Genomic DNA, 25,409 nt, shown 5'->3' with positions numbered 1-25,409 from the left:
GGACCAATGCTGCGCCCTTGGCAAGTGGGCTTGAGCGAGCGGATCGACCCCGCACGCGAAACGCCGATCTATATGCAGATCATCCAGGCGCTGATCCGCGATATCGACAGCGGACGACTGACCTCGGGCACCTATCTGCCGAGCAGCCGCGAACTCGCGACCACCCTGAAGGTCAATCGCAAGACGGTCGTCCTCGCTTATGAAGATTTGATCGCCCAGGGCTGGCTTTCCTCCGCCGGGACACGGGGCACGATGGTGTCAGAGTCGCTGCCCGAACCGTCCGGTCGAACGCACGAGTCCCCCCTGCCGCATACGGCTCCCACGGACGCCGCCTATCGCTTCGCCCCGCCGCCGCAACGACCGCTCGCGCTACCACCGGGACCGGGTTTGAAGCTGGACGAAGGTGCCCCGGACGGGCGGCTGTTCCCCGCCGAATTGCTTGCCCGTGCCTATCGCTCGGCCGTCGCGAAGGCGACGCGGATCAACGGCTTTCAGTATCGCGACCCGCGCGGTTCGCCGGCGTTGCGGGAGAATGTCGCCGCGATGCTCAAAAGCCAGCGCGGGTTGAGCGTGACCGCCGACAATATCTGCATCACGCGCGGCAGCCAGAACGGCATCTTCGTCTCGGCGCAAGTGCTGTTGCGGCCGGGCGACACCGTGATCGTCGAGGCTTTGACCTATGAACCGGCCGTGGCCGCATTCCGCGCCTTGGGAGCGCAGGTGGTGTCGGTCGGGCTCGACGACGAAGGCACGATCATCGACGATGTCGAGGCGGCGTGTCGACGGCACCGGGTTCGCGCCGTGTTCGTAACCCCGCATCATCAGTTCCCGACGACCGTATCGCTACGGCCCGAGCGCCGCCTGCGTCTGCTCGAACTCGCTCGCCAATTCGGCTTCGCGATCATCGAGGACGATTACGATCATGAATTCCACTTCGAATCCCAACCGCTGCTGCCCATGGCCGGCTATGCGCCCAACCATGTCATTTATGTCGGATCCCTGTCGAAGCTGCTCCTGCCCGCCTTGCGCATCGGCTATGTCGCCGCACCGATACCCGTGATCGAGGCGATCGCGCATTCCGTTTCGCTGACCGACGGCATGGGCAACACCCTGACCGAGGATACGGCGGCCGAACTGATCGAGAGCGGCGAATTGCGCCGCCATGCCCGCAAGGTGCGCCAGATATATGCCCAACGACGACAGAGCTTCGCCGCGGAGGTCGAACGCACGCTGGGCGGGTTGGTCGAATATCGCCTGCCGGACGGAGGGCTCGCCTTCTGGCTGCGGTTTCGCGGCGATCTCGACGCGATCGAGGCGCGTGCCCAAGCGATGGGCCTGCGCTTCGCCTCCTCGCGCTCGTTCATGACGCGGGAAGACGCCCCGCAGGGCCTGCGGATCGGCTTTGCCAGCTTGACGGAACAGGAGGCGCGCGCCGGTCTCTCGGCGCTGGCGCAGGCCGCGCATTAGGCTTGGCCCGGTCCGTTCGGCGCGAACTGGATGTTTCGCGCTAGCGATCGACGGATTGATGTCTTTTCGGTGAAGCGGAGGGACCGGTGATGGACAGGCGAAGCTTTCTGACGGCGAGCGGCGGCGGGGTGGCTGCAATGCTGGCCCCTGCCCTCGCGCGGGATATGACGGGCGCGCTCGACACCGCCTACATCAACGGACGGATCTGGACGGGCGCTGGCCCGGGCCTGTTCACCGACGCGCTTGGGGTCAAAGGGGACAGGATCGGCGCGATCGGCCACGCGGCGGTCAGGAGCGCTACCGCCAGATCGACCCGGATCGTCGATCTCAAGGGCGCGTTCGTGACGCCCGGTTTCGTCGACGCGCATGTCCACTTCGTCAAGGCATCCGTCATGCTCACCCAGCCTTCGCTGCGGACGGCGGACAGCCCCGAAGACTTCGTCCGGCGGATCGGCGAGGCGGCACGCAAGCTGCCGAAGGGAGAATGGCTACAGGGCGGCAACTGGGATCAGGACCGCTGGGGCGGCCAGATGCCGCATCGCAGTTGGATCGACCCGGTCACCGCCGACACGCCCGTCGCGGTGATACGATACGACCTGCATATGATGCTGCTCAACTCGGTCGCCCTCAAACTGGCCGGGATCGATCGCAACACCCCCGACATGCCCGGCGGCGTGATCGAGCGCGATGCGCAGGGCGAGCCGACCGGCATCATCAAGGACGCCGCCAAGCAACTGGCTTTCCGCGCGATCGGCACCCCCAGCGATGCGCGGATCGACGCCGCGATACGGCAGGGCATCGCGCTGGCACTGAGCAAGGGGGTGACCGGCGTCCACAGCACCGAGATCGACTGGGTTTCCCAAGCCGCCTTTCAGCGGCTGAACGCGGCGGGGTCGCCCGGCATCCGCTTTCGCAGCTATGTACCACTGGCGGACTGGGCGCGGCAGGCAAAGCTGATCGCCGATCATGGCAGCGGCGACGACGGGATGCGTCTGGCGGGCTGCAAGGTGGTGTTCGACGGTTCGCTGGGGTCCCGCACCGCCCTGTTCTACGATCCCTATGTCGATGACCCGTCGACCCATGGCATCACCGTCACCGATCCCGCCGACCTCGAACGCTGGATGATGGCCGCGGACAAGGCCGGGTTGCAGATCGCGGTGCATGCGATCGGGGACAAGGCCAATGACACCGTGCTCGACATCATGGCATCCGTCGCCGCGGCCAATGGCGAACGCGATCGCCGCTTTCGCATCGAACACGCCCAGCATCTCACCCCCGCGGCGATTTCGCGCTTCGCACGCCAGGGCGTGATCGCCTCCATCCAGCCCTATCATGCCGTCGACGATGGCCGTTGGGCAGCGCTCCGCATCGGGCCGGATCGGCTGAAGACCAGCTTCGCCTTTCATTCGCTGATCGCGTCCGGCGCGCATGTCTGCATGGGGTCGGACTGGCCGGTCGCTCCGATCGATCCGCTGAGCGGCCTGAAGGCGGCGGTGCTCCGCGAGACGATCGACGGAAAGAACCCCGGCGGCTGGTATCCCGAACAGCGTATCGGCCTCGCCCAGGCGCTGTCCGGCTATACGCGGGGCGGCGCCTATGCCGCCTTTGCGGAACGGCGACTGGGCGTTCTGGCGCCGGGCTTCCTTGCGGATTTCACAGTCTTCGATACCGATCTTTTCGCGATCGACCCGGAAAGGATGACCGACGCGAAGGTGCTGCGGACCGTCGTGGACGGGGTGCCGCGCTTCGTCGCCTGACCCGGCGGCTTGGTCCCCTCCCCTCTGCATAAACTGGATGTTTTGCCCGACCGGTAATGGGCCAACACTGTTCGGATAATGAGACGCACAATCGGGAGTGGACTGGCCTTGTTTCCGGTTTCTGGGGGATTTCGCATGACCGCTTGCCGTTCCTGGCTTCGTACCGCCGGCCTTACCGCCCTTGCGACGATGCTGACCACGCCCGCCTTCGCGCAGCAGGAGGAGCCGGCCAGGGAAAGCGACGAGATCATCGTCACGGGCCAACAGGTGCAAAAGCAGGTGGTCAGTGACGGAAACCTCGGCGCTCTGGGCAATCAGGATGCGATGTCGACGCCGTTCAACGTCACCACCTACACCGCCAAACTGATCCTCGACCAGCAGTCGGAGACGATCGGCGACGTGATGAAGAACGATCCCTCGGTGCGCATCACCTCGGGCAATGGCAATCAGGCCGAGCTGTTCATGGTCCGCGGCTTTCCGCTCTATGGCGACGACATCGCGATCGACGGCATGTACGGGATCACGCCGCGCCAGTTGATCTCCCCCGAACTCTACGAGGGCGTCCAGGTTCTCAACGGAGCCAGCGCCTTCCTGTTCGGCGCCCCGCCGGGCGGGTCCGGGGTCGGCGGCGGCATCAACCTGACGCCGAAGCGCGCCGACAAGCCATTGTATCGCATCACCGGCAGCTTCAGCGGTAAGAGCATCTTCGGCGGCAATTTCGACGCGGGCAGGCGCTTCGGGCCCCATGACGAACTCGGCATCCGCGCCAACGGGGTCTATCGCCAAGGCGAGAATGCGATCGACAATGAGGACAAGCGCGTCATCGTCGGTGGCCTCGGCATCGATTATCGCAGTGGCCCGGCACGCATTTTCCTCGATCTCGGCTATGAGAATCAGCGCGTGTTCCAGCCCCGCCCGGTGATCCGCCTCGGCTCGGCGCTGACCGTCGTGCCCGCACCGCCCAGGGCCAGTTCCAACTATGGTCAGGCCTGGACCTATACCAAGCTGCGCGACGTCTATGGCACGCTGCGCTTCGAACTCGATATCGCCAAGGACGTCATGCTGTACTCCGCGTTCGGCATGCGGGACGGCAGCGAATATGGCGACTATTCGACGATTACCATCGCAGCCGCCAATGGCAACGGCACCCAGGCCAGGCTCTATGTGCCCCGCGCCGACAATAATGAGGCAGGCCAGCTCGGCTTGCGCGCCAGGTTCGCAACCGGCGGCGTCTCGCACCAGGTCAATGCCGGTGCTTCGGTAACCTTCCAGGAGAACCGCAACGTCTCGACCGGCGGCATCTACCCGGCGTCGACCCGGACCGGCCCGAACTGCACCGGCATTCCGGCGGCATCGCTGACGTCCTCGGTATTTTGCAGCAATCTCTACAACGCGCCGCAGGTCGCCAAGCCGGCGGATGCGACCGTGCTGACCAACCTCGGCAACCTGCGTCGGCTCCAGGCCTTCGACTATCGTAGCGTGTTCGCGTCGGATACGCTGGGCTTTCTGGAGGACCGGCTGCTGCTGACCCTGGGCGGACGGTACCAGAAGATGGATTCCCGGACCTTCGCCTATAGTCCCGGCTACCGCGTCACCCAGGTCATCCGTGACGCGGTAACGCCCGTGGTCGGGCTGGTCGCGAAGCCGACCGATAGCTTGTCGATCTACGCCAACCGCATCGAGGCGCTGGTGCAGGGAGCCGTCGCCCCCGCGACCTTTGGCGGCCTGACGGTCGCCAATTCGGGGCAGATCTTCGAGCCCTATCGCTCGGTACAATATGAAGGCGGCATCAAATTCGCGCTGCGCGGATTGACCGGGACGGCGGCGGTCTATCAGACGAACCAGCCGATCTCATCCTATGTCGACGGACCGGCGGTCGGTCAGGTTTCGTTGCTGGTCGATGGCGAACAACGCAATCGCGGCGTCGAGTTGAGCCTGAACGGCGAACCGACCGACTGGCTCCGCTTCATCGGCGGCGCCACCTATACGCAGGCCGAGGTGATCCGGCAGGTCACCTATATCAACCGCGTACCCTATGACCTGCGCGGCAAGCGCGGGATCGGCGTTCCAGAATGGCAGGTCAATTTCGGAGCGGAGGTGGTGCCACCATTTCTGAGAAGCGCAACCTTCACCGGTCGCCTGGTCTATACCGATCGGCAATATGTCAACAATATCAACACACTTTCCATTCCGGCCTGGACGCGCCTGGACCTCGGCCTGCGCTATGTCTTCGTCGCGGACCGCCATCCGGTGACCTTCCGCCTCAGCGCCGAGAATGTGACGAACAAGGATTACTGGTCCTCCGCGGTACTCGGCTATCTAACCATGGGTGCGCCACGAACCTTCAAATCGTCCATCACGTTCGAATATTGACGGTCGGATATTGAGGGGGCCGTTCGGCGGTTTGCCGGGGGCATATGGTCCATCGTTCAGGAGGGGCGAACGAAGATGACGACCCATGAGTGACAAACCTCAACACCCCCCGGGGCGGCTGACGCGGCGAACCCTCCTCGCCGCTCCGGCCGCGATCGCAGCGGCAAATGTCGGGGCCGGGGCCGCAGCCGGTGCCGCCAAAGCCGGCGACGTGCTGGATCTCGGCGCGACCGACCTGGCGGCCGCCATTCGACGCAAGCAGGTTTCGAGCCGCGAGGTCATGACCGCCCATCTGGCGCGGTTCGAGCGGTTGAACCCCCGCTTCAACGCGATCGTCTCGCAGGTTCGCCCGGAGCGGCTGATGGACATGGCCGTGGCATGCGACGCGGACGCCGCAGCGGGCCGCTTCCGCGGGCCGCTGCATGGCTTTCCGCATGCGGTGAAGGACACCGCACCGACGCGCGGCATCCGCACCACCCAGGGCTCGCCGATCCTGCGGGACAATATCCCCACCGCCGACTCGCTGGTGGTCGCGCGGATGCGGGACGCCGGGGCGATCTTCGTGGGCAAATCGAACGTGCCCGAATTCGCGCTCGGATCGCACAGCTTCAACCCGTTGTTCGACACCACCCGCAACGCCTGGAACCCGGCATTCGCCGCGGGTGGCAGCACCGGCGGGGGCGCGGTGGCGCTGGCGCTCCATATGGTGCCGCTTGCCGATGGCAGCGATTTCGGCGGATCGTTGCGCAACCCCGCCGGCTGGAACAACGTCTTCGGCTTCCGCCCATCCTTCGGGCGTGTCCCGTCCGTGCCGTCGAGCGACGTGTTCGGCCAGACCTTCGCCACATCCGGCCCGATGGCGCGGCGCGTGCGCGATCTGGCGCTGCTGCTATCGGTGCAGGCGGGGGCCGATCCGCGCGCGCCCTTCTCGCTTTCCGACGATCCGACCGCCTTCGCGCGCCCGCTCGATCGTGATTGGAAAGGCCGCCGGATCGGCTGGCTCGGCGATCTGCAAGGCGCGCTGGCCACCGAGCCGGGCGTAATCGAGACCTGCACCCACGCGCTTTCCGCTTTCCGCGCGATCGGCATGGAGGTGGAAGAGGCGCGGCTGGCCCTGTCGGCGGCGGAGATGTGGCAAACCGCGCTGACGCTGCGCTTCTGGTCGGTGGGATCGGATCTGATCGATTTCTACCATGATCCGGCGAAACGCGCGCTGATGAAGCCCGAAGCGATCTACGAGGTCGAAGGCTATCTGGCGCTCACTGGCCGACAGGTAGCGGAAGCGTCGCAGGGCCGCAGCCGCATCTATCAGGCCTTCCGCACCCTGTTCGATCGCTATGATTTCGTCGTTCTACCGACGGCGCAGGTCTTTCCCTTTCCTGTCGCCCAGCGCTGGCCGAAGGAGATCGCCGGCCGGGCGATGGACAGCTATCACCGCTGGATGGAAGTAACCCTGCCGCCGACCATGGCGGGCCTGCCGACCCTTGCGGTGCCCGCCGGTTTCGGCGGCCCCCACAAGCTGCCGATCGGTCTGCAGATCATCGGTCCCAACCATTCCGATCTTGCCGTATTGCAGGTCGGCCATGCCTATGAACAGGCGTCCCCCTGGATCGGACAGGCCATCCCCGAGGCACGGCGCATGGCGGAATAGCCCGAGGACACGAAGGGAAACCGCCAAGTCGCGTGCCCCCTGGCCTCAAATTCGGATGTAGGGCCGATCGACATTCACTCTATTCCTCCCCTGGAAGGGAAGGTGGCAGGCCGAAGGCCTGACGGAGGGGTGTCCCGTTGGAGAGATCGACCAAACTCACGGCTGGTTACACCCCTCCACCATGCTTCGCATGGTCCCCCTCCCCTTGCAGGGGAGGAATAAAGATCGTGCAGCCTAAATGTCGATTGGTCCTAGGAGGGCAGCCGCCCCGTTATGCAACCGGCACTATCGGCCCGTCCGGCTTGCCAGGTTCCGCTGTCCCTACGCCGTCACTCCCGAAATGCAGGGTGATGCGCAGTCCGGGGCGGGTGTTGACGATCTCCAGCGAGGCGTCGAGCCGTGAGGCGGCGGAGCGGACGATGGCGAGGCCCAGGCCGCTGCCCTCGCTGTCGCGCGCGGTCGACAGGCGGGTGAAGCGTTCGCCGAGACGGGCCAGCTCGGCGTCGGGCAGGCCGGGGCCGTCATCGGCCACCGTCATCCGGACCCCCTCCCCGTCCTCGCAGGAGATGTTCAGCATCACCTGACCACCCCGCCGATTGTAGCGGATCGCATTGTCGAGCAGGTTGGAGAGGATTTCGAACAGCAAGGTGCGGTGGCTGGCGATCGCGATGTCGGTGGGGGCGTCGAGATGGACGTCGATCCCCGCCTCGATCGCCTGCGCGATACGGCGGTTGATGACGGCGACCGCGACCTCGCGCAGGTCGACCCGCTCGCGCGGCGGCGCGACGCCCGCTTCTTCAGCGCGGGCGAGCGCAAGTAGCTGCGTCACCAGATGCTCCAGCCGGTCGGCGGCATCGGCGATCTCGCCCAGTGCGGCCGGATTGCCACGGCGTGCCAGGGCGACCTGCACCTTCAGCACCGCGAGCGGCGTACGCATCTGGTGCGAGGCATCGGCGGTGAAGCGCCGCATCCCCGCCGTCGCGCTGTCCAGCCGGGCGAGCAGATGGTCGAACGCATCGGCGAGCGGCCGAAGCTCGACCGGTAGCGGCCCGGTATCGAGCGGTGACAGATCCGGCGTCGCGCGTGTGTCGCGAGCCGCCACCGCGCCCCGCAGTCCCGCCAGCGGGCGCAGGCTCCAAGCCAGCGCCGGGCGGATCAGCAGCAGCGCGACGCCGACCAGCAGCAATTCCCCCAGCACCAGCGCCACCATCAGCCGCCGTTGCAGCGCGCGGCGACCATCGAGCGTCTCGGCGACCTGCACGATCACCGGCGCACCGATCCGCGGCAGCGCGCGGCGCACCTCGGCGATGCGGATATCCTGGCCGCGATAATGGGCCAAACGAAAGCGCGGCGTGTCGAGCGCCAGTTCGGCGATGTCGGGCGCGGGCAGATCGACATAGCCGGTCAGCAGGCGCCCCCCCACCGCAATCCGGTAATAGACATTGTCTCGCTCGCTATTCTCCAGCATTCCGAACGCGGCCGCGGGCAGGTCGAGCGTCACCTCGCCGCGTTCCACCTGCACCGTCTCGGCCACCGCGCCCAGCGCGCCGCCGAGCACGCGGTCATTGGTCCGCCGGACCACATCGGCGATCAGCGTCGCACCCGCCAGCCCCAGCAACACCGCGATCGCCAGCATCGGCGCCAGCATCGCCGCGAGCAGCCGGGTACGCAGCGCCAGTGCGCCGCTCCGTGCGCGCTTAATGGGCATCGAGCATATAGCCGACCCCGCGCACCGTGCGGATCGCCGGACCATTGGGGGCCAGCTTGCCGCGCAGCCGCGTGATGTTCACCTCGATCGCATTGGGGCCGACCGGCTCGTCATAGCCGAACACCTCGGATTGCAGCGTCTCGCGCGGAACGATCTGGCCTGCGCGGGTCGCCAGCGCATCGAGGACCGCCCATTCGCGACGGCGCAGATCGAGCGTCCGCGCGCCCACACGCGCCGACCCGCGCGAACGGTCCAGCACCAGCGCCCCGACCACCAGCTCGGGCGTGGGATCGCCGCCGCGCCGCCGCCCGAGCGCCCGGATCCGCGCCTCCAGTTCCTCCGGCGCAAAGGGCTTTCGCAGATAATCGTCCGCCCCCAGGTCGAGTCCGCGCACCCGGTCATCCAGCGCGTCGCGCGCGGTCAGCATCATCACCGGCACCCGGTTCCCCTGCCGCCTGAGCGTCTGAAGCACCGAAAAGCCATCGATATCCGGCAGCCCGACATCCAGGACGACCAGCGCATAGGCCTCGTCCGCGGCGACCATCAGCGCATCCTCGCCGGTGGCGACATGATCGACCGCGTGCCCCGCCGTACGCAACAGCGCGACGATCCCGCGCGCCAATGCCGCATCGTCCTCGACGATCAGAATCCGCATGATGCGGCGCCTCCGTGAAAGGCGGATGACAGCTTGCGGGGATAATCCATGTCCTTGAGCTTATCCGAACTCAGAGGCGGGAAGCGAGAGGACCTGAACGATGCGAATGGTAATTCTATCGATGCTGATGCTGGGCGCCATGGCGTCCACCCGCACCGATGCGCAGCGCCCGACCGGTTATCCCCGCTCCTATGACGCGCTGGTCGCCAATGCCCGGGGCGAGCGCATGGTGCGCATCTACGGCAATGCCGACACCGCCGCGATGCAGCCGCTGATGGCCGCTTTTCGCCGCACCTATCCCGGCGTCCAGGTGCGCTATGACGATCTGGAATCGAGCACCATCTACGACCGGGTGGTCGCCGAGGCGCGGGGCCGGACACCGGGGGCCGATCTGGTCTGGTCCTCCGCGATGGACCTTCAGGCCAAGCTGATCAACGACGGCTATGCGCAAAGCTATCTCAGCCCCGAAAAGCCCGCCCTGCCGGATACGGCGGTGTGGAAGAACATGGGTTACGGCGTCACCGCCGAGCCGGTCGCCTTCGTCGTCAACCGCCGCCTGATCCCCGCCGCGCAGGTGCCGCGCACGCATGAGGCGTTCGAGCAGTTGCTGCGCACCCGTCGCGCCGAGCTGATGGGCAAGGTCGCCACCTATGACCCGGCGCAATCCAATGTCGGCTATCTCTATCTGACCGAGGATCATGCGATCACCCGCGACACCCGCTCGCTGGTGCAGGCGATCGCGGCGACCCGTCCGAAACTGTCGCGCACGACCGAACCGATGCTGGATGCGGTGTCGGCGGGGCGGATCGCCATCGCCTATAATGTCGTCGGCCCCTATGCGCTGACCCGCGCGATGCGCGATCCCAATATCCGGGTGGTCTTCCCGCGCGACTATACGATCATCGCCTCGCGCGTCGCCTTCATCGCGCGCGACGCCCGGCACCCGGCGGCGGCGCGGCTGTTCCTCGACTTCCTGCTGTCGCGCACCGGGCAGACGCTGCTCGCCAGGCAATGGCTGTTGCCGGTGCGCGCCGATGTCCGCAGCCCCCGCCTGTCGACCGAACAGCAGCGCCCGATCCGCGTCGGGCCGCAGCTTCTCGTCAATCTCGATACGATCAAGCGCCGCCGCTTCCTGGCCGACTGGCGCGCCACTCTTGCTCAAGAGGCCCCCAAATGATGTTCCCGATCCGAACCGCCACCGCGCTGGTCGCGCTGATGGCGGCCACCCCCGCCCTCGCCCAGACGCCGAGCAACGACGACCTCGCTGCCCTCGTCCGCCAGCAGGCCGCCGAGATCGCGACCTTGCGCGCCCGGCTCGACCGGCTGGAGGGGACGCAGGCCGCCATCGCGTCCGCCCCGCTCGCCAGCGCCGCGCCTGCGCCGACCACCCCGTCCGCGCCGCAACTGGCGCAGTCCGATCCGGCCTCGCGCGAGACCGTCACCCGCCCCTTCGCACCGCAGCTCGTTCCCCCCGGCCCCGCCGAGCGCGACGTGGCGCAGGCGCGACAGGCCAATGCAGCGGGCGTGACGACCGAATGGGGCGCGGGCCTGCCCGTCTTCCACTCGGCGGACGGCATCTACACCTTCAAGCCGCGCGGCCGCATCCTGACCGATGTCAGTTCGACCTTCGGATCGCGCTATGACGGGCGCAACATCACGACGACCGGCATGCGCGCGCTGCGCCTGGGTCTGGAAGGCGGGGTCGGCACCCATTTCTTCTACCAGTTCGAATCCGACTTCTCGGAAAACGAGGTCGACATCGTCACCGCCTTTATCGGCTGGCGCAACCGCATCAGGCCGGGCCTGGATTACGACCTGCGCGCCGGGCATCTGTTCAACGATCGCGGTTTCGAAGGCTCGACGGGCTCGGACTCGACGCCCTTCATGGAGCGCACCGTCGTCTCCACCGCGATCATCCCGCAGCGCGGCTTCTACGGCGTGGGCATCATGCCGCGCCTGTTCTGGAAGACCGGCCACGCCTCGCTGACCCTGACCGGCGACCGGATCGACGGCAACCAGGCAACCAACGACAGCCGCACCGTGCTGGGCCGCGCGCATTGGAACCCGATCAAGAGCGAGAATTCGGTCCTGCATGTCGGGCTATGGGGTTTCGACGAGGCCCTGTCCTCCGCCGCGACGACGCTGACCCGCAACACGGTGATCGGCGGCCGCTTCAACGGTGCGCTGCGCGTCTCGACCGGCGCGCTGCTCGGCGGACGCAGCACCACCGGCTATGGCGCGGAGCTGGGCGGCTATGTCGGCCCGGTCTGGGTCATGGCGGAGGCGGGCGAGCGCCGCGCGCGCCTGACCGAGGGGCGGCCCGATTTCCTCAGCAAGGCCTGGAGCCTGTCGGGCGGCTGGTTCGTCACCGGTGACCTGCCGCCCTATAACCCGCGTCTGGGCAGCTTCGGCCAGCCGCGCGTCCTGAAGCCCATTTTCGAAGGGGGGCCGGGCGCGATCGAGCTGACCGCGCGCTACGAAAACCTCGACTACACCAGCCTGCTGACCGGCGGGCGCGGCTGGGCCGCGACGGCGGGCGTCAACTGGTATCTCAACAGCTTCACCCGGCTCCAGTTCAACTGGATCCACTGGGACACCGACAATCGCGCAGGCGCCTTCACCGGCCCGGACAGCGGCGAAACCGTCGGCACCCGCATCGCCGTCACCTTCTAAACGCCCCTTTCTCCTTTGACGGAGCATCCTTCGATGGATCTTGCCCTGCTTGGCTTCCTGATGGTCGCCACCTTCATGACGCTGATCATGACGAAGCGGATGACCCCGCTGGTCGCGTTGATCGTCGTGCCGACCGCCTTTGCGCTGATCGCCGGTTTCGCCTCCGGCCTCGGCGACATGATGATCGACGGTATCAAGAACCTTGCGCCGACCGGCGTCATGCTGCTCTTCGCGATCCTGTTCTTTTCGATCATGACCGATACCGGGCTGTTCGATCCGCTGGTCAACCGCCTGCTGCGCGTGGTGCACGGCGATCCGATGGCGATCCTGATCGGCACGGTGGTGCTGTGTGCGATCGTCAGCCTGGATGGCGACGGGTCGACCACCTACATCATCACCATCGCCGCACTTTTGCCGCTCTACAAGCGGTACGACATGAACCGGTTGTACCTGTGCTGCCTCCTCATGAGCACCAGCGGCATCATGAACCTGAGCCCCTGGGGCGGGCCGACCGCACGCGCCGCCAGTGCGCTGAAGCTCGATCCCGCTACCCTGTTCCTGCCGCTGATCCCCGGCATGATCGCGGGGCTGGCCTTCCTGATCGGCCTGGCGATCTGGTTCGGTCGCAAGGAGCGCCGCCGCATCGGCCATGTGAAGTCCAACGAGCCGACCGCCTTCACCGGCATGGCCGTGTCGCAATTCCCCGAGGCGCGCCGCCCGCATCTGCGTCTGTTCAACGGCGCGCTAACCCTGGCGCTGATCGCCGGGCTGGTCTCGGGCATATTGCCGCTGTCGGTGCTGATGATGCTGGCCTTTGCGGTGGCGATGATCGTCAACTATCCGCAGGTCGCCGAGCAGAAGGAGCGGATCGCCGCCCATGCGGGCAACGTCCTGTCGGTCGTCTCGCTGATCTTCGCGGCGGGCATTTTCACCGGCATCCTGTCGGGCACCGGCATGGTCGAGGCGATGAGCAAGGAAGTCGTCGGCTTCATTCCGCCGGTGCTGGGGCCGTATATGGCGCCGATCACCGCGATGCTCAGCCTGCCGTTCACCTTCTTCATCTCCAACGACGCCTTTTACTTCGGGATGCTGCCGATCCTGGCCGAGGCGGGGACGCATTACGGCGTGTCGCCCATGGCGATCGCCCGCGCCTCGCTGATGGGCCAGCCGGTTCACCTGCTCAGCCCGCTGGTGCCGTCGACCTATCTGCTGGTCAGCCTGGCGGGCATCGATCTCGCCGATCATCAGCGCTTCACGCTGGTCCCCGCCGCGGTGGTGTGCGTGGTCATGACCTTGGTCGGGATGGCGGTCCTCGCCTTCCCGCTGGTGGGCTGATCCGATGGACATCTGGCAGCATATCGTCGCCGACTTCTCCGCCATCGGTACACCCGCCGCGCTGGCCGCCTTTGTCCAGGTCGTCATGATCGACGTCCTGCTGGCCGCCGACAACGCCATCGTCGTCGGTGCGCTGGCGGCGGGATTGCCTCCGGCGATGCGGCGCAAGGTGATCCTGGTCGGCGTCGTCGCCGCCCTGGTCCTGCGCATCGGTTTCGCGCTGGTGGTGACGCAGCTGCTCCAGATCGTCGGACTGGTGCTGGTAGGTGGGCTGCTGCTGATATGGGTCGCATGGAAGATGTGGCGCGAACTGCGCGGCGGAGCGGACGAGGGCGATCCTCTGGCAAGTCAGGCCCCGCGCCGCTTCTGGGCCGCCGCCTGGGCGGTCGCGGTCGCCGATGTGTCGATGAGCCTAGACAATGTCCTGGCGGTCGCGGGCGCGGCGCGCGATCATCCGGGCATCCTTGCCATCGGTCTGATCCTGTCGGTCGCTCTGATGGGTCTTGCCGCCAATGTGCTGGCGCGTGTGATCGAGCGCTATCGCTGGCTGGCCTATGTCGGGCTGCTCGTAATCCTTTGGGTCGCCGGCAAGATGATCTGGGAAGGCCTGACCGACCCGGCGCGCGGCCTGCTCACCCTGTTCGCCTGATCCATTTCCCCCCATTTTTCCAGGAGACTTTCGACATGATCCGAAACGCCCTGCCCCTGGTGTTGCTGCCCGCCATGGGATGCGACGGGCAGCTTTGGGCTCGGCAAGTGGTCGACCTGAGCGACATCGCCCATCCGATGCTCGGCGACCTGACCGTCGACGACACGCTGGAGGCGATGGCCGCGCGCGTGCTGGCCCACGCCCCGCCGCGCTTCGCGGTCGCCGGGGTCAGTCTGGGCGGCTATGTCGCGCTGGAGATCATCCGCCAGGCGCCCGAGCGGGTGCAGCGGGTGGCGCTGTTCGGCACCCGCGCCTCGATGCGGATGCGCCCGCGCACCGTCGCCGACCAGGGATTGCTGGCCACCGCCCCCCATGCCGATCCCACCCTGAGTGCGATCGTCAGCGGACCCGTACAGGCAATGGCGGAGCGGGTCGGCACGGCCGTTTTCGAGCGACAGCAGCGCGCGCTCCACGCCCGGCCCGACATCGCCCCCGCCATCGCGGCGGTTCATGTGCCGACGCTGGTCGCGGTGGGCGACCGCGACCGCATCTGCCTGCCCGCCGATGCCCGCGCCTTATCGGAGCATATCCCGGGAGCGCGCTTCCACGAAATTCGCAACTGCGGCCACCTGGCCCCCATCGAGCGCCCCGGCGAAGTGACCATGCTTTTGCGGGACTGGCTGCAATGGCAAAGGGTTCAGGACCGATAGCTCGGGTCGGGCGCCGCAATAGTCATGCAGTGCCACTGGCCCAATCTCGGTCAGTGAAGTCCGGTCAGAAGCGCGCGTGGGCCGGATCATGCCTGACGTCGGGCCGAGCCATCACCCCGCAATACCCCTTGATGAAGGCGAGATGGTCCGGGATCGTCTGCAACTGCCGTGAAAGCTGTTGATCCAGGCCGGCGAGGGAATCATGCAGGGCCTGAGGACTCAGCATGCTCGGAATGCGGTGGTGGGCTTTTGGAATGAGGCCCTGCCCCAGCATGACCGAGACCCAGGAATCGATCTTGAACAGATCGTCCTGCCCCTGCCAGGCTCCCGCGCTTTCGATAAACAGCGCAACGCGTTGCGCCAGTGTCTCGGGCACGGACATCGTCGAGCGGCGTTGCCAGAATGGCGAGTCCGTCCGCCCGGTCTGCGCATAATGCAGGATGATGAAGTCGCGGATATGCTCCCATTCGTGACGCGACTGGGCGTTGAACCGCGTCCGAAGGGCCGCGCTGTCCTGACCCTGGAACGGGAAACCCTGGATCAGGCGCATCACCGCGATCATGATCAGATGGATGCTGGTCGACTCCAGCGGCTCGATGAACCCGGCCGCCAGCCCCAGCGCCACGCAATTGCGGCTCCACGCCCGGCGGCGCATCCCGGCGCGGAATTGCAGCGCGCGCGGCTCGAACAGCGGCGTACCCTCGATCCCGGCCAGCAACGTGGCGATCGCCTCGTCTTCGCTCATATCGGCCGAGGCATATACCAGCCCGTTGCCCACCCGCGTCTGGAGTGGAATGCGCCAGCGCCAGCCCGCCCGGTGCGCGATGGCGCGGGTATAGGGAACCGGGGCCGAGACGGCTTCGGTCTGGACCGCCAACGCACGGTCGCAGGCCAGCCATTCGCTCCAGTCCTCGAAGCCGGTCTCCAGCGCACCTTCGATCAGCAATGCGCGAAAGCCGGTGCAGTCGAGGAACAGGCCCCCCTCGACCCGCTCGCCCGATACCAGATGCAGCGCGGCGATGTCGCCGCCCTCGGCGTGGCGTTCGATACTGGCGATGCGTCCCTCGACCCGGCGCACCCCGGCCGGTTCGGCGATACCGCGCAGAAAACGGGCATAGGCCGTGGCGTCGAGATGATAGGCATAGGCCAGGGTTCCCGCCTCGTCCCGACCGAACCGTCCCGCCTCCGCCGCCCGCGTTTCGAGCGAATAGTCGGTATATGCGCCGCCAAAGCCGTGCCGCCTGGCCTCCAGCCAGAAATGCTGGAAATCGGCGATCGCCACCGATCGTCCGACCGTTCCGAACGGGTGGAAATAACGCGCGCCGCCCGGCCCCCAATTCTCGAACGCGATGCCCAGCTTGAAGGTCGCCTGGGTCGCCTTCATGAACGCGGCCTCGTCGATGCCCAGAAAGGCATGGAAGCTGCGCGCCGTCGGGATGGTGGACTCGCCGACACCCACGGTGCCGATCTCGTCGGATTCGACCAGCGTGACATCGACCAGCGGCCCCAACTGCCGCACCAGCGCCGTCGCCGCCAGCCACCCCGCCGTCCCGCCCCCGGCGATGACGACACGGGTCGGCGGATAGGGATGGCTCATCGGTTCAGCCTTTGCAGAAGATAGGCGCGAAGCCGCCGCGCCATGGCCTCGTCGAGCGGCGCGAGCGGGCCGTGCGCCGCCGGGGGCAGATGGGCGACGACCGCTTCGCCGTCGCCGAAGACATAATGGTCGAAGATCGCCCGCCAGGCCTGCTTCTCCGCCGCCGGTCGGTCGCGCAGCGACAGCATCGCATGCATCACACTATCCATCGGCGTGTCGAGATAGTCGGGCGCGACGTTCCACCAATAATTGACGAGGATGTTGAACGCCTCCAGCGCCTGGACATGATGCCACCACAGCGCCGGATAGATCAGCAGGTCACCGGGTTCGAGCTCGGCCACCACGGCATGGGCCATGGCATCGGCGAAACGGGGATAGCGATCGAGATCGGGCCGCGCGAAATCGATCATGCTGACCACCTGTCCGCCCGGCGTCGGGGCGAGCGGCCCGGGATAGAGATTGCCGATCTGATCGGGAGGAAACAGCGTGAAGCGGCGTCGGCCGACGGCGCAGATCGCCGCATTGTTCGCCATGTCGTAATGCGCCGAGGCGATGGTCCGGTTGCCGATCCAGATACTGGCCAGCGGCGGGTGACGGTGGAACAGCCCGTCGGACGGGATCAGATCATTCTCCAGGCGAAAACCCGGCAGATAGGCGTCGAGATCGGTCGACCCCATATAGAGCGCGGGCGCATCCCCCGGCCCGTCGCCCCCCTCCAGCAACTGCGCCAGGAACGCGCGCAGGGGCAGGGTCTGTGTCTGGAAATTCAGTCCGGTGACCGTTTCGTCATAGTGGAAACGCCCCCGTATCGCCGCGTCCCCGACATAGCCGGTCACCGGCCGCCCGCGATCGAAGCGCAGGAGATAGTCGGCCGCCGCTTGGGGCGAAACCCACCCCGCATGGACCAGCGGCCAGTCCGCAGCATAGCCCCGCAGGATGACCGGCTCGTTGCGCTCGACCAGCGCGGCCAGGTCGGGCGCATCCGTGTCCGCCAGCTCGCGGGCAGGACGCGCGGCGGGCAGGCGGTCAGCCATGTGCGTCGCCGGCCAGCTTGCGATCGATCAGATGGCGCAGATTGCCCAGCGAGGACGCGATCCAGAATGCCGGGCGCAGATAGTCGCGCGCATGGAGATCGCCCAGAGCCCCGGTCTCCAGAGTCGCCAGCCGTGCGGTGTCGATCGTCAGGCAATCCGGCACATTGTACCGCCGCCCCTCGTCCAGATCGAGTTGCAGGACAGCGGGTGTCAGCAGGTCGAGCGCGGTCCAGGCGTCATAAATGGCCCGCTCGGTCTGCACGCCCTCATAAATGCGTTGCAGCATGGCCGAGACATGGTCGAGCAGCGGCGCATTGCCGCCATGTTCGCGGAAAATGGGGATGCCTTCGGCGGTCAGTCGCGGATGCTCGGGGTCGATGAAGACCATCGGCTCGCCCGTGGCGTCATGACCGATCGAAAACGGCCCGCGCGCACGGGTCGCCGGGATATAGCGCGCGTCCCAGTGGTCGCCCTTCAGGAACAGGTTCTCGTCCGGGTCGAGGCCGAGGAGAATGGTGGCATATAGCGCACCGCCCTCGTCACGCCGCAGCAATATGGCATATTCGCGCTGAAGCTCCTCGAACTCGGCCGGAAACACGCGCGTCTGGTTGATCGCATCGCCGAAACGGGCGTGATGACCGATCGCGACACGAAGGTCGCGATGGTCGATATTGTTGAGCAGAACAGGTGCGGCCATGATCGCCCCATGTACCCGGAAGACCGCGGGGGGGACAGCGGCCTTCCGAGTTTCGCGAAATCAGAAGCGATAGCGGGCGCCGACCAGATAGCGGGCGGAGCCTTCCGACAGATACCAGGTGTTCATGCGGTCGCGGCCATAGGTCTGGACGCCCTCCTCGGTCAGGTTGATCGCCTCGAAGCCGAGCGCGAAGCGCGGCGTCAGGTCGAAACTCATCGACAGGTCGAGCTGTCCGTAGGGCGCGGTGAAGACCGGATTGCGATCGCCGCCACGATTGATATCGCTCAGGAACTTGTCGCGCCAATTGTACGACAGGCGCATCGAAATGCCGTTCTTGTCGTAGATCAGCGTGGCATTGGCGGTGTCCGACAGGCCGACCAGCGCGAAGGTGTTCACGCTGGGATCGGCGGCGATATCGATGCCGATATTGCCACGGACGAGCGTGTAGCTGGCCGCGACGCCGAAGCCCGTCTCGCCCAAGAAATACTGCCCCGCCAGCTCGACGCCATAGATATGCGCGTCGCGGTTGTTGATCGGCGTGTTCACCGCGAAGTTGAACAGCGGATCGCTGGCATTGGGGCTGATGTCGACCTGGCTGAGGATCGAGTCGACGAAGCCTTGGTTCAGCGCGCGGCTCTGCGTATTGTAATTGGCCGCGAACTGCGCATTGGCCGCCGCGACATTGCCCGCATTCTGCTGGAGCAGCGCGGTATAGGTGAACAGGTTCACGTCGGTGATGTCGGCGCCGAAGGTGTTGGTCAGCTGCTCGCGCGCCGTGCCCGACCGCGTGCCCGCCTGCCCCGATGTCGCGTCGCGCAGGCCGAACAGGTTGCGGTTGACGACCGTGTTGCCGATGAAGTTGTGCACCCGCTTGTCGAAGAAGCCCGCCGACAGGAAGACGTCCTTGCGCGGATACCATTCGACCGACAGGTCGATATTGTCCGACGACAGCGGCAGCAAGCCGGTATTGTTGGACGATCCCGTCGCGATGCCACCGATCGCGGTCGGTCGCCCCGGCGCACCGACGCCGGTCGAGGCGAAGAGGTTGCCATAGGGCGCACGCGAGATCGTCTTGCTATACGAAGCACGCGCGAACAGATTGTCCATCACCTCGATCTTGGCGTCCACCGCGGGCAGCCAGTTGCTATAGGATCCGCGCGCCGAGATGGCCTGCTGGTCGGTGCTGTTCTGAACGACGAAGTCATTGTCCGCCGTCCAGACGATCGCCAGCGGCACCGGCTGGAGCGAGACGGCGCGCACCTTGGTATTCTCGTAGCGCAGGCCCGCCACCACTTGCGCGTTGCGGCCGAACACCTGCCCGTTCCAGCTGGCCTGAAGATAGCCGGACCAGATATTCTCGCGCACCGAATTGTCGCTGTTCGCGTCGATATTGTTCCGGTGGTCGACCCCGTCATTCGTCACGCCGGAATAGTAATTGTACAGCGTGTTGTAGAGCTTGGTCGCATCCTCGGTGCGGAACGCGACCTGGGTGTTCGCATCGGCATTCGGATTGTTATGCTCGAACTTGCAGGTGTTGCAGAACTGGAAGACCTGCCCCGGTGCCAGCCGCGCGATATCGGGCGGCAGCGAGTTGCCCCAGTCGCCCAGGACCTGGCGCGTGTTGAACTGGGTCTGGCGGGTGGTGGTGGTGCGATAATCGGCACCGGCATCGAGCCGAATCTGGTCGGTGAAGTCCCAGGCGGCATCGGCCCGCAATTCGCGGATCCGCTGCGTCTGGTTGGAGGCGAATTGGCGCTGCACCGCGCTCGCCAGATCGCCGACGTCCAGTACGCCGTTATTATTGCCCTTGATGAAGGACTGGCCGGTCGGGGTCGTGCTCTGCGTACCGTCGTTGATCGTCAGCGTCTGCTGCGGGAAGCCGTGATCGGTCCAGCGCAGCGTATGACCGGTCACGACCGGCGCGTTGATCGCGACGGTGGTCGAGGTCTGTCCGTTGGGATTGTCGGGCAGGCTCTGCGCCTCGCCGATATGACCGTCGATCGACAGGGTGAAGCGGTCGCTCGGCTTCCATTCGATGTTGCCGCCGACATCGTACAGCCGGTTCTTCTGCGCGCGATAGGCCTGTTCATAGGCCGCATCCTTCACGCCGTTGATCGACTCCGCCAGGAATTCGGTGGTGGCGATGCCGTTGCTGGCATCGTCGAACGTCACCTCGCTGAACGGCCGGTTGAACCAGTTGGACTGGCTCGATCGACGCTCCGACTGCCGCAACTGGGCATAAAGGCCGTCGGCGGTGAAGGTCAGCGTGTCGGTCGGACGGAATTGCAGGATCGCCTGCCCGTTGATCCGCTCGCGGCTGGCCTCGGAGAAGTGATAGCGGAAGTCGTTGGGGACCGACACCAGCGGGTTGCCGGTCGGGCGGTTGTTGATCTTGGTCGCCGCGTTCACGAAACCGTTGGACGGGTTCAGGAAATCGTTAAGCGAGCGGATATTCCAATTGTCGGGCGCCACGCTCGCGAAGCTGAAGTTGCGCTTCTGGTAGCTGCCGAACAGCGACACGCCCACGCGCTTTTCGCTGTCGGACCAGCTGACCGTGCCCGACGCTTCGGGCGTGACACGCGCGCCGCAGTCGATGCAGTCGGCCGAGCTGTTGTCATAGCTGCCCTTGACGCCCAGCGACCCGACCAGCCCGGTATCGGCATTGTCGAGCGGGCGGCGGCTGACCACGTTGACCGTCGCGCCGATGCCGCCCGAGGGGATCGCGGCGCGCCCGGTCTTGTAGACCTCCAGCGTCTTCACCCCTTCCGAGGCGAGGTTCGAGAAGTCGAACGAGCGTCCGAAGCCGCCCGCGCCGTCACCGCCCTGGTCGCCGCCGACCGCGACGATGTTGGACGTCGCCAACTGGCGACCGTTGAGCGTGACGAGGTTATATTGCGCGCCGAAACCGCGCACGGTGACGGTCGAGCCCTCGCCGTTGCGCCGGTCGATCGAAACGCCGGTGATGCGCTGGAGCGACTCGGCAAGGTTGGTATTGGCGAACTTGCCGATATCCTCCGCGCTGATCGCGTCGACGACGCCGTTGGAATCGCGCTTGATGGCGATCGAGCGTTCCAGCGAGGCACGAACGCCGGTGACGACGATGTCGCCGGAACTGGTTTCGGGCTGGGGATTGGTCGGGCTCGCCTCACCCGGCGGGAGTGTCTGGCTGCCGGTATCGGCCTGGGGCGTACCCTGTTGCGGATCGATCGGCGCGGTCTGCGCCTGGCCCTGCGAGGCCAGCAGCAATCCCGCCGTCAGCCCCAGAACCGATGTCGAGCGCACGAGCACGCGTGCAAGCGTCTTCCCCTTCATCCCACCTCTCCCGTTGCGGCGATTTTCTGCCGCGTGTGCGCCGATGATTTCGGCTAATTATTTTCTTTATAGTTCACTGCTATACCGACCGACATCGGTGTCAATCGAATTGCCGCGACGGCGCGGCGCCCCGATCAATCAACCGGGCGACTGTGCCCCCGCCGCCACACTCACCTCACCGTTCGCGACCGGACTCTGCGCGTCCGTGGCGAGCGTCAGGCGATAGCGGCCCGGCGCGACCGCCCACCCACGACCCGCCGTCCAGCGCGCCAGGATCCGGGGGTCGACGGGGATCGCCAGATTCTTCGTCTCGCCCGGTGCCAGCGTGACCCGCTGGAACCCGGCCAGGCGCATCGGCCCCTGCCCCGTACCGGTCAGATAGAGTTGCGGCACGATCACGCCCTGGCGCTTGCCGATATTGGTCACGGCGACTTCGACGGCCGGCGCCGCGCCGCCCGTGAACCGGGCATCGCCGAAGCGAAAGCGCGTGTAGCTGAGGCCATAGCCGAACGGATAGAGCGGCCGGTCGCCGCGCGCGGCGTACCAGCGATAGCCGACATCGCTTCCTTCCGAATAATCGACCGGGAACGGGGCGAGATCGCCGGTGTCGACGACGCCCGCGTTGCTCGACGCGTCGGTCAGCGCAGTCACGCCGGCGGGCAGCACCGGCTGCGGACGGGGCAATTGTGCGGCACGGGCCGGAAAGCTGATCGGCAAACGGCCCGAGGCTTCGACCTGACCGAACAGGACGCGCGCGATCGCCTCGCCGCCGCGCTGGCCGGGATACCAAGCCTGGACGATCCCCGCGACCTGATCCGCCCAGGGCATCAGGACCGGCCCGCCCGTCTCCAGCACGACGACGCTGCGCGAATTGGCCTTTGCGACCGCCGCGATCAGCGCGTCCTGTTTATCCGGCAGCGACAGCGAGGTCGCGTCCTGCGCTTCGGTCTGCCACTGGGTCGCGAACAGGATCGCGATGTCGGCCGCCTTGGCCGCCGCCGCCGCCGCCACGGGATCGCTGCCATCGACAAAGCTGATCTGCGCATCGGGGGCCAGCGCCCGCATCGCACGCAGCGGCGAGGAGGCGTGATAGGTGATCCGCGCGAACGAGGCAGCCGCCCCCTTGGTCAGCGGAATCTCGATCGGCGCGCCACCGACCGAGCGAACCTGGCTCGATCCGCCGCCGGACAGGACGCCCACATCGGCATGACCGCCGATCAGGACGATCCGCCGCGCCGTCGCCGCCAGCGGCAGGACATCGCGGTCGTTCTTCAACAGCACGATCCCCGCCTCCGCCGCGCGCTGTGCGACATCGGCATGGGCGGCATAATCGATGGGCTGGGCGGTCGCGGGGGTCGGATCGTCATACAGCCCGCTGGCGATGACGCCGGTCAGGATCCGCGTGACCATCTCATCCAACCGCGCTTCCGGCACCCGGCCGCGGGCGATCGCATCGGCCAGCGGCTTGCCGAAATAGATCTGCTTGTCGAGTTCCTGTCCCGATTCCTGATCCAGCCCGGCCAGCGCCGCCTTCTCGGTCGAATGGACGCCGCCCCAGTCGCTCATGACGAAGCCGGGATAGCGCCATTCGTCGCGAAGGACCTGCGTCAGCAGGAAGCGGTTCTCGCAGGAATAGTCGCCATTGACCTTGTTATAGGCGCACATGACCGATCCGGGGCGCCCCCCGTCGATGGCGATCTTGAACGCCAGCAGATCGCTTTCGCGCAACGCCTTCTCGTCGATGCGCGCGTCCAGGATGTTGCGCCCGGTTTCCTGCGCGTTCAGCGCGAAGTGCTTGACCGTGGACACGATGTGCCGGGACTCGACACCGCGGATCGACGCGCCAGCCATGATCCCGGCCAGCAGCGGGTCCTCGCCCAGATATTCGAAGTTCCGCCCGTTCCACGCATCGCGCGTCAGGTTGACACCGCCCGCCAACAGCACGTTGAAGGTCTTGGCGCGCGCCTCAGCCCCGATCATCGCTCCACCGGCATAGGCGATGGCGGGATCGAAACTCGCCGCCGTCGCCAGGCTGGAGGGCAAGGCGGTGGCGGTGTCGCCCTTTCGCTGTTCGACCTGATTGGCGACGCCCAGGCTCGCATCGCTTTCACGCAGCGTCGGGATGCCCAGGCGCGGCACGCCCGGCACATAGCCGGCCGAGGGTATCATGTCGGCATGGCGTTCCTTGGTCATCGGCGGAAACAGGCCGTGGACATAGGCCAGCTTCTCGGCGCGGGTCATCGCCTTGACCAGGGCGCGGGCACGCTCGACCGCCGGGGCGGCCTTGTCACGCCATGCGCCCTCGGTCGCCTGCGGCCGCGACGGGGCTTGCTGCGCCGAAGTGACGACCGGCGCGGCCCCCGCCAGGAGCGCGACGACAAGGGCGTGACGATAGGACATGGTGGCGCTCCGAACAGGGTCTGGGAAACCCGGTCGAGGCGCATCGGACACGATGCGATGCGCGGCGCACATCGTCGGCATGATGATCCTCTCCCGGTCTTCCCGTTTTCGGTCGCCGTTCTCCGCAAGACTGACAACGATGTCAACGGTCAATCCGCCGACGTCGTTTTCGGCCGTCGATAGTGCCCCGTAATGGCACCTGCACCCGATTGCATAAGATCACGGCATGTGGGACGCTTTGCCGTTGTTCCGCACCTCTCATCGGCTTGGCCGATCCGGCGTGCCGCAATTTTGTCTTTCGACCGGATGTTTCCATGAAGGCGCTTACCATCAAGGACGTGGCCCGACAGGCCGGCGTTTCCCCCAAGACCGTTTCCCGCGTCATCAACGGCGAAGCGCATGTCCGGCCGGCGGTGCGCGAGGCCGTGGCGCGTGTCGTGGCGGAGATGAACTACCAACCGAACGCCTTTGCCCGCAGCCTGTCGAGCGCGCGCTCGTTCCTGATCGGCCTGTTCTTCGATGACCCGGCGTGCAGCTATGCCAATGACGTGCTGCTCGGCGCGCTCGACCGTGCGCGATCGCTGGGCCGCCATGTCGTCATCGAGACCGTGGCGCTCGACCGTCCGGATTGGCAGGCCCGGCTGGAGGAAAGCCTGGTCGGATTGAAGCTGGGCGGCGCGATCCTGACGCCGCCGATCTGCGACAGCGAGGAACTGATCGCCATTTTCGAGCGGCACGGCGTGCCGTTGGTCCGGATCGCGCCGGGTACCGATGTCGACCGCACACCCCATGTCAGGATCGACGACCGCGCGGCGGCGCGCACCATGGCGGAGCATCTGATCCATCTCGGCCACCGCGACATCGCATTCATCAAGGGCAACCCGACCCATCACTCCGCCCATCGCCGTTGGCTCGGCTTTCAGGATGCCATGAATGCCGCCGGTATCGCGCTCGACGACCGGCGGGTGTTCCAGGGGGACTTCACCTTCCGGTCCGGCATCGTCGCCGCCGAAGCGCTGCTCCAGGGCGCGCGCGCACCGAGCGCGATCTTCGCGAGCAACGATGAGATGGCCCTTGGCGTGCTGGTGGCCGCGATGCGGGCGCAGATCGCCGTACCGCAGAGATTGGCGATTGCGGGGTTCGATGACGCCCAACTGGCACGCATGGCCTGGCCGCAACTGACGACGATCCGGCAACCCAATAGCGAGATGGCGGCTGCCGCCGTCAGCCTGCTGGCGGGACGCAGCGATGGTCCCGATGGCGCGATATCCTCGATCGAACTTCCCTATGAGCTGATGGTCAGGGCGAGCTCCTTCGGCTCGTGATCGCGCAGCGCGAACGGTCGGCCCGTGGGGCAAGCGCATCGCGAGCGGCATGGGCGTGGCCGACGT

General features: G+C 66.6%; 17 protein-coding genes. 10 read left to right on the top strand and 7 right to left on the bottom strand.

Annotated elements, in window-relative coordinates:
- The first annotated feature begins 24 nt into the window (after positions 1–24).
- From OXQ33_RS04635 to OXQ33_RS04620, 4 genes are all read left to right on the top strand, one after another.
- The gene (locus OXQ33_RS04635) at positions 25–1,467 is read left to right on the top strand and encodes a PLP-dependent aminotransferase family protein (protein ID WP_267433589.1); all 1,443 of its coding nucleotides are present in this window, start codon (positions 25–27) and stop codon (positions 1,465–1,467) included.
- Between the two features lie 89 nt (positions 1,468–1,556).
- Complete coding sequence (locus tag OXQ33_RS04630; RefSeq protein ID WP_267433588.1) at positions 1,557–3,224, top strand: amidohydrolase; 1,668 nt, start codon at positions 1,557–1,559, stop codon at positions 3,222–3,224.
- A 135-nt stretch (positions 3,225–3,359) separates the two neighbouring features.
- Positions 3,360–5,597, top strand: coding sequence for a TonB-dependent receptor (locus OXQ33_RS04625; protein WP_267433522.1), 2,238 nt, complete (start codon positions 3,360–3,362; stop codon positions 5,595–5,597).
- Between the two features lie 85 nt (positions 5,598–5,682).
- Positions 5,683–7,248 carry an amidase gene (locus OXQ33_RS04620; protein WP_267433521.1) on the top strand — a complete coding sequence of 522 codons (1,566 nt, stop codon included), beginning with the start codon at positions 5,683–5,685 and terminating at the stop codon, positions 7,246–7,248.
- Positions 7,249–7,519: 271 nt separating this feature from the next.
- Here OXQ33_RS04620 and OXQ33_RS04615 read toward each other — a convergent pair whose 3' ends face one another.
- Complete coding sequence (locus OXQ33_RS04615; RefSeq protein ID WP_267433520.1) at positions 7,520–8,956, bottom strand: sensor histidine kinase; 1,437 nt, start codon at positions 8,954–8,956, stop codon at positions 7,520–7,522.
- Positions 8,946–9,611 (bottom strand): response regulator transcription factor, encoded by a 666-nt coding sequence (locus OXQ33_RS04610; RefSeq protein WP_267433519.1) that lies wholly within the window; start codon positions 9,609–9,611, stop codon positions 8,946–8,948. The genes OXQ33_RS04615 and OXQ33_RS04610 overlap by 11 nt, the downstream gene beginning before the upstream one ends.
- A gap of 100 nt (positions 9,612–9,711) precedes the next feature.
- On the opposite strand from OXQ33_RS04610, the gene OXQ33_RS04605 reads away from it, so the two are divergent.
- The 5 genes from OXQ33_RS04605 to OXQ33_RS04585 are packed head-to-tail and all read left to right on the top strand — an operon-like array spanning position 9,712 to position 14,978.
- Positions 9,712–10,788 (top strand): ABC transporter substrate-binding protein, encoded by a 1,077-nt coding sequence (locus OXQ33_RS04605; RefSeq protein ID WP_267433518.1) that lies wholly within the window; start codon positions 9,712–9,714, stop codon positions 10,786–10,788.
- A complete protein-coding gene (locus tag OXQ33_RS04600) occupies positions 10,785–12,284 on the top strand; it encodes a porin (RefSeq protein ID WP_267433517.1) in 1,500 nt (499 codons plus the stop codon). Before OXQ33_RS04605 ends, OXQ33_RS04600 begins: the two co-directional genes overlap by 4 nt.
- Before the next feature lie 33 nt (positions 12,285–12,317).
- On the top strand, positions 12,318–13,619 hold the full coding sequence (locus OXQ33_RS04595; RefSeq protein WP_267433516.1) for a CitMHS family transporter: 1,302 nt from the start codon (positions 12,318–12,320) through the stop codon (positions 13,617–13,619).
- Positions 13,620–13,623: 4 nt separating this feature from the next.
- Positions 13,624–14,268: a YjbE family putative metal transport protein gene (locus OXQ33_RS04590; protein ID WP_267433515.1), complete on the top strand. Its 645-nt coding sequence runs from the start codon at positions 13,624–13,626 to the stop codon at positions 14,266–14,268.
- A 35-nt stretch (positions 14,269–14,303) separates the two neighbouring features.
- Entirely contained in the window at positions 14,304–14,978 is a 675-nt protein-coding gene (locus OXQ33_RS04585) for an alpha/beta fold hydrolase (protein ID WP_267433514.1), read from the top strand.
- Between the two features lie 64 nt (positions 14,979–15,042).
- Here the strand turns inward: OXQ33_RS04585 and OXQ33_RS04580 are convergent, their stop codons facing one another.
- The 5 genes from OXQ33_RS04580 to OXQ33_RS04560 form a co-directional block, all read right to left on the bottom strand.
- Positions 15,043–16,575: a tryptophan halogenase family protein gene (locus OXQ33_RS04580; protein WP_267433513.1), complete on the bottom strand. Its 1,533-nt coding sequence runs from the start codon at positions 16,573–16,575 to the stop codon at positions 15,043–15,045.
- The gene (locus tag OXQ33_RS04575; protein ID WP_267433512.1) at positions 16,572–17,609 is read right to left on the bottom strand and encodes a cupin-like domain-containing protein; all 1,038 of its coding nucleotides are present in this window, start codon (positions 17,607–17,609) and stop codon (positions 16,572–16,574) included. Before OXQ33_RS04575 ends, OXQ33_RS04580 begins: the two co-directional genes overlap by 4 nt.
- The gene (locus OXQ33_RS04570) at positions 17,602–18,306 is read right to left on the bottom strand and encodes a SapC family protein (RefSeq protein ID WP_267433511.1); all 705 of its coding nucleotides are present in this window, start codon (positions 18,304–18,306) and stop codon (positions 17,602–17,604) included. The genes OXQ33_RS04575 and OXQ33_RS04570 overlap by 8 nt, the downstream gene beginning before the upstream one ends.
- Before the next feature lie 60 nt (positions 18,307–18,366).
- Positions 18,367–21,618, bottom strand: a complete 3,252-nt coding sequence (locus tag OXQ33_RS04565) for a TonB-dependent receptor (RefSeq protein WP_267433510.1) — start codon at positions 21,616–21,618, stop codon at positions 18,367–18,369.
- Positions 21,619–21,756: 138 nt separating this feature from the next.
- The gene (locus OXQ33_RS04560) at positions 21,757–24,018 is read right to left on the bottom strand and encodes a beta-glucosidase (RefSeq protein WP_267433509.1); all 2,262 of its coding nucleotides are present in this window, start codon (positions 24,016–24,018) and stop codon (positions 21,757–21,759) included.
- A 314-nt stretch (positions 24,019–24,332) separates the two neighbouring features.
- Here OXQ33_RS04560 and OXQ33_RS04555 point away from each other — a divergent pair, with 314 nt between their 5' ends.
- Positions 24,333–25,343 (top strand): LacI family DNA-binding transcriptional regulator, encoded by a 1,011-nt coding sequence (locus OXQ33_RS04555; RefSeq protein ID WP_267433508.1) that lies wholly within the window; start codon positions 24,333–24,335, stop codon positions 25,341–25,343.
- Positions 25,344–25,409 lie beyond the last annotated feature (66 nt).

It is taken from the genome of Sphingomonas sp. GM_Shp_1 (assembly GCF_026540895.1).
Classification (GTDB): domain Bacteria; phylum Pseudomonadota; class Alphaproteobacteria; order Sphingomonadales; family Sphingomonadaceae; genus Sphingomonas.
Note: the sequence above shows the minus strand (reverse complement) of the source record. Positions and strands in the feature narration are given on the sequence as shown.

What these genes read in the sequence shown, in the direction of transcription:
- OXQ33_RS04575 (WP_267433512.1), bottom strand. Translation starts at nt 17,609, where the DNA reads ATGGCTGACCGCCTGCCCGCCGCGCGTCCTGCCCGCGAGCTGGCGGAC.
- OXQ33_RS04590 (WP_267433515.1), top strand. Translation starts at nt 13,624, where the DNA reads ATGGACATCTGGCAGCATATCGTCGCCGACTTCTCCGCCATCGGTACA.
- OXQ33_RS04585 (WP_267433514.1), top strand. Translation starts at nt 14,304, where the DNA reads ATGATCCGAAACGCCCTGCCCCTGGTGTTGCTGCCCGCCATGGGATGC.
- OXQ33_RS04570 (WP_267433511.1), bottom strand. Translation starts at nt 18,306, where the DNA reads ATGGCCGCACCTGTTCTGCTCAACAATATCGACCATCGCGACCTTCGT.
- OXQ33_RS04600 (WP_267433517.1), top strand. Translation starts at nt 10,785, where the DNA reads ATGATGTTCCCGATCCGAACCGCCACCGCGCTGGTCGCGCTGATGGCG.
- OXQ33_RS04605 (WP_267433518.1), top strand. Translation starts at nt 9,712, where the DNA reads ATGCGAATGGTAATTCTATCGATGCTGATGCTGGGCGCCATGGCGTCC.
- OXQ33_RS04610 (WP_267433519.1), bottom strand. Translation starts at nt 9,611, where the DNA reads ATGCGGATTCTGATCGTCGAGGACGATGCGGCATTGGCGCGCGGGATC.
- OXQ33_RS04560 (WP_267433509.1), bottom strand. Translation starts at nt 24,018, where the DNA reads ATGTCCTATCGTCACGCCCTTGTCGTCGCGCTCCTGGCGGGGGCCGCG.
- OXQ33_RS04555 (WP_267433508.1), top strand. Translation starts at nt 24,333, where the DNA reads ATGAAGGCGCTTACCATCAAGGACGTGGCCCGACAGGCCGGCGTTTCC.
- OXQ33_RS04620 (WP_267433521.1), top strand. Translation starts at nt 5,683, where the DNA reads ATGAGTGACAAACCTCAACACCCCCCGGGGCGGCTGACGCGGCGAACC.
- OXQ33_RS04565 (WP_267433510.1), bottom strand. Translation starts at nt 21,618, where the DNA reads ATGAAGGGGAAGACGCTTGCACGCGTGCTCGTGCGCTCGACATCGGTT.
- OXQ33_RS04625 (WP_267433522.1), top strand. Translation starts at nt 3,360, where the DNA reads ATGACCGCTTGCCGTTCCTGGCTTCGTACCGCCGGCCTTACCGCCCTT.
- OXQ33_RS04580 (WP_267433513.1), bottom strand. Translation starts at nt 16,575, where the DNA reads ATGAGCCATCCCTATCCGCCGACCCGTGTCGTCATCGCCGGGGGCGGG.
- OXQ33_RS04595 (WP_267433516.1), top strand. Translation starts at nt 12,318, where the DNA reads ATGGATCTTGCCCTGCTTGGCTTCCTGATGGTCGCCACCTTCATGACG.
- OXQ33_RS04630 (WP_267433588.1), top strand. Translation starts at nt 1,557, where the DNA reads ATGGACAGGCGAAGCTTTCTGACGGCGAGCGGCGGCGGGGTGGCTGCA.
- OXQ33_RS04615 (WP_267433520.1), bottom strand. Translation starts at nt 8,956, where the DNA reads ATGCCCATTAAGCGCGCACGGAGCGGCGCACTGGCGCTGCGTACCCGG.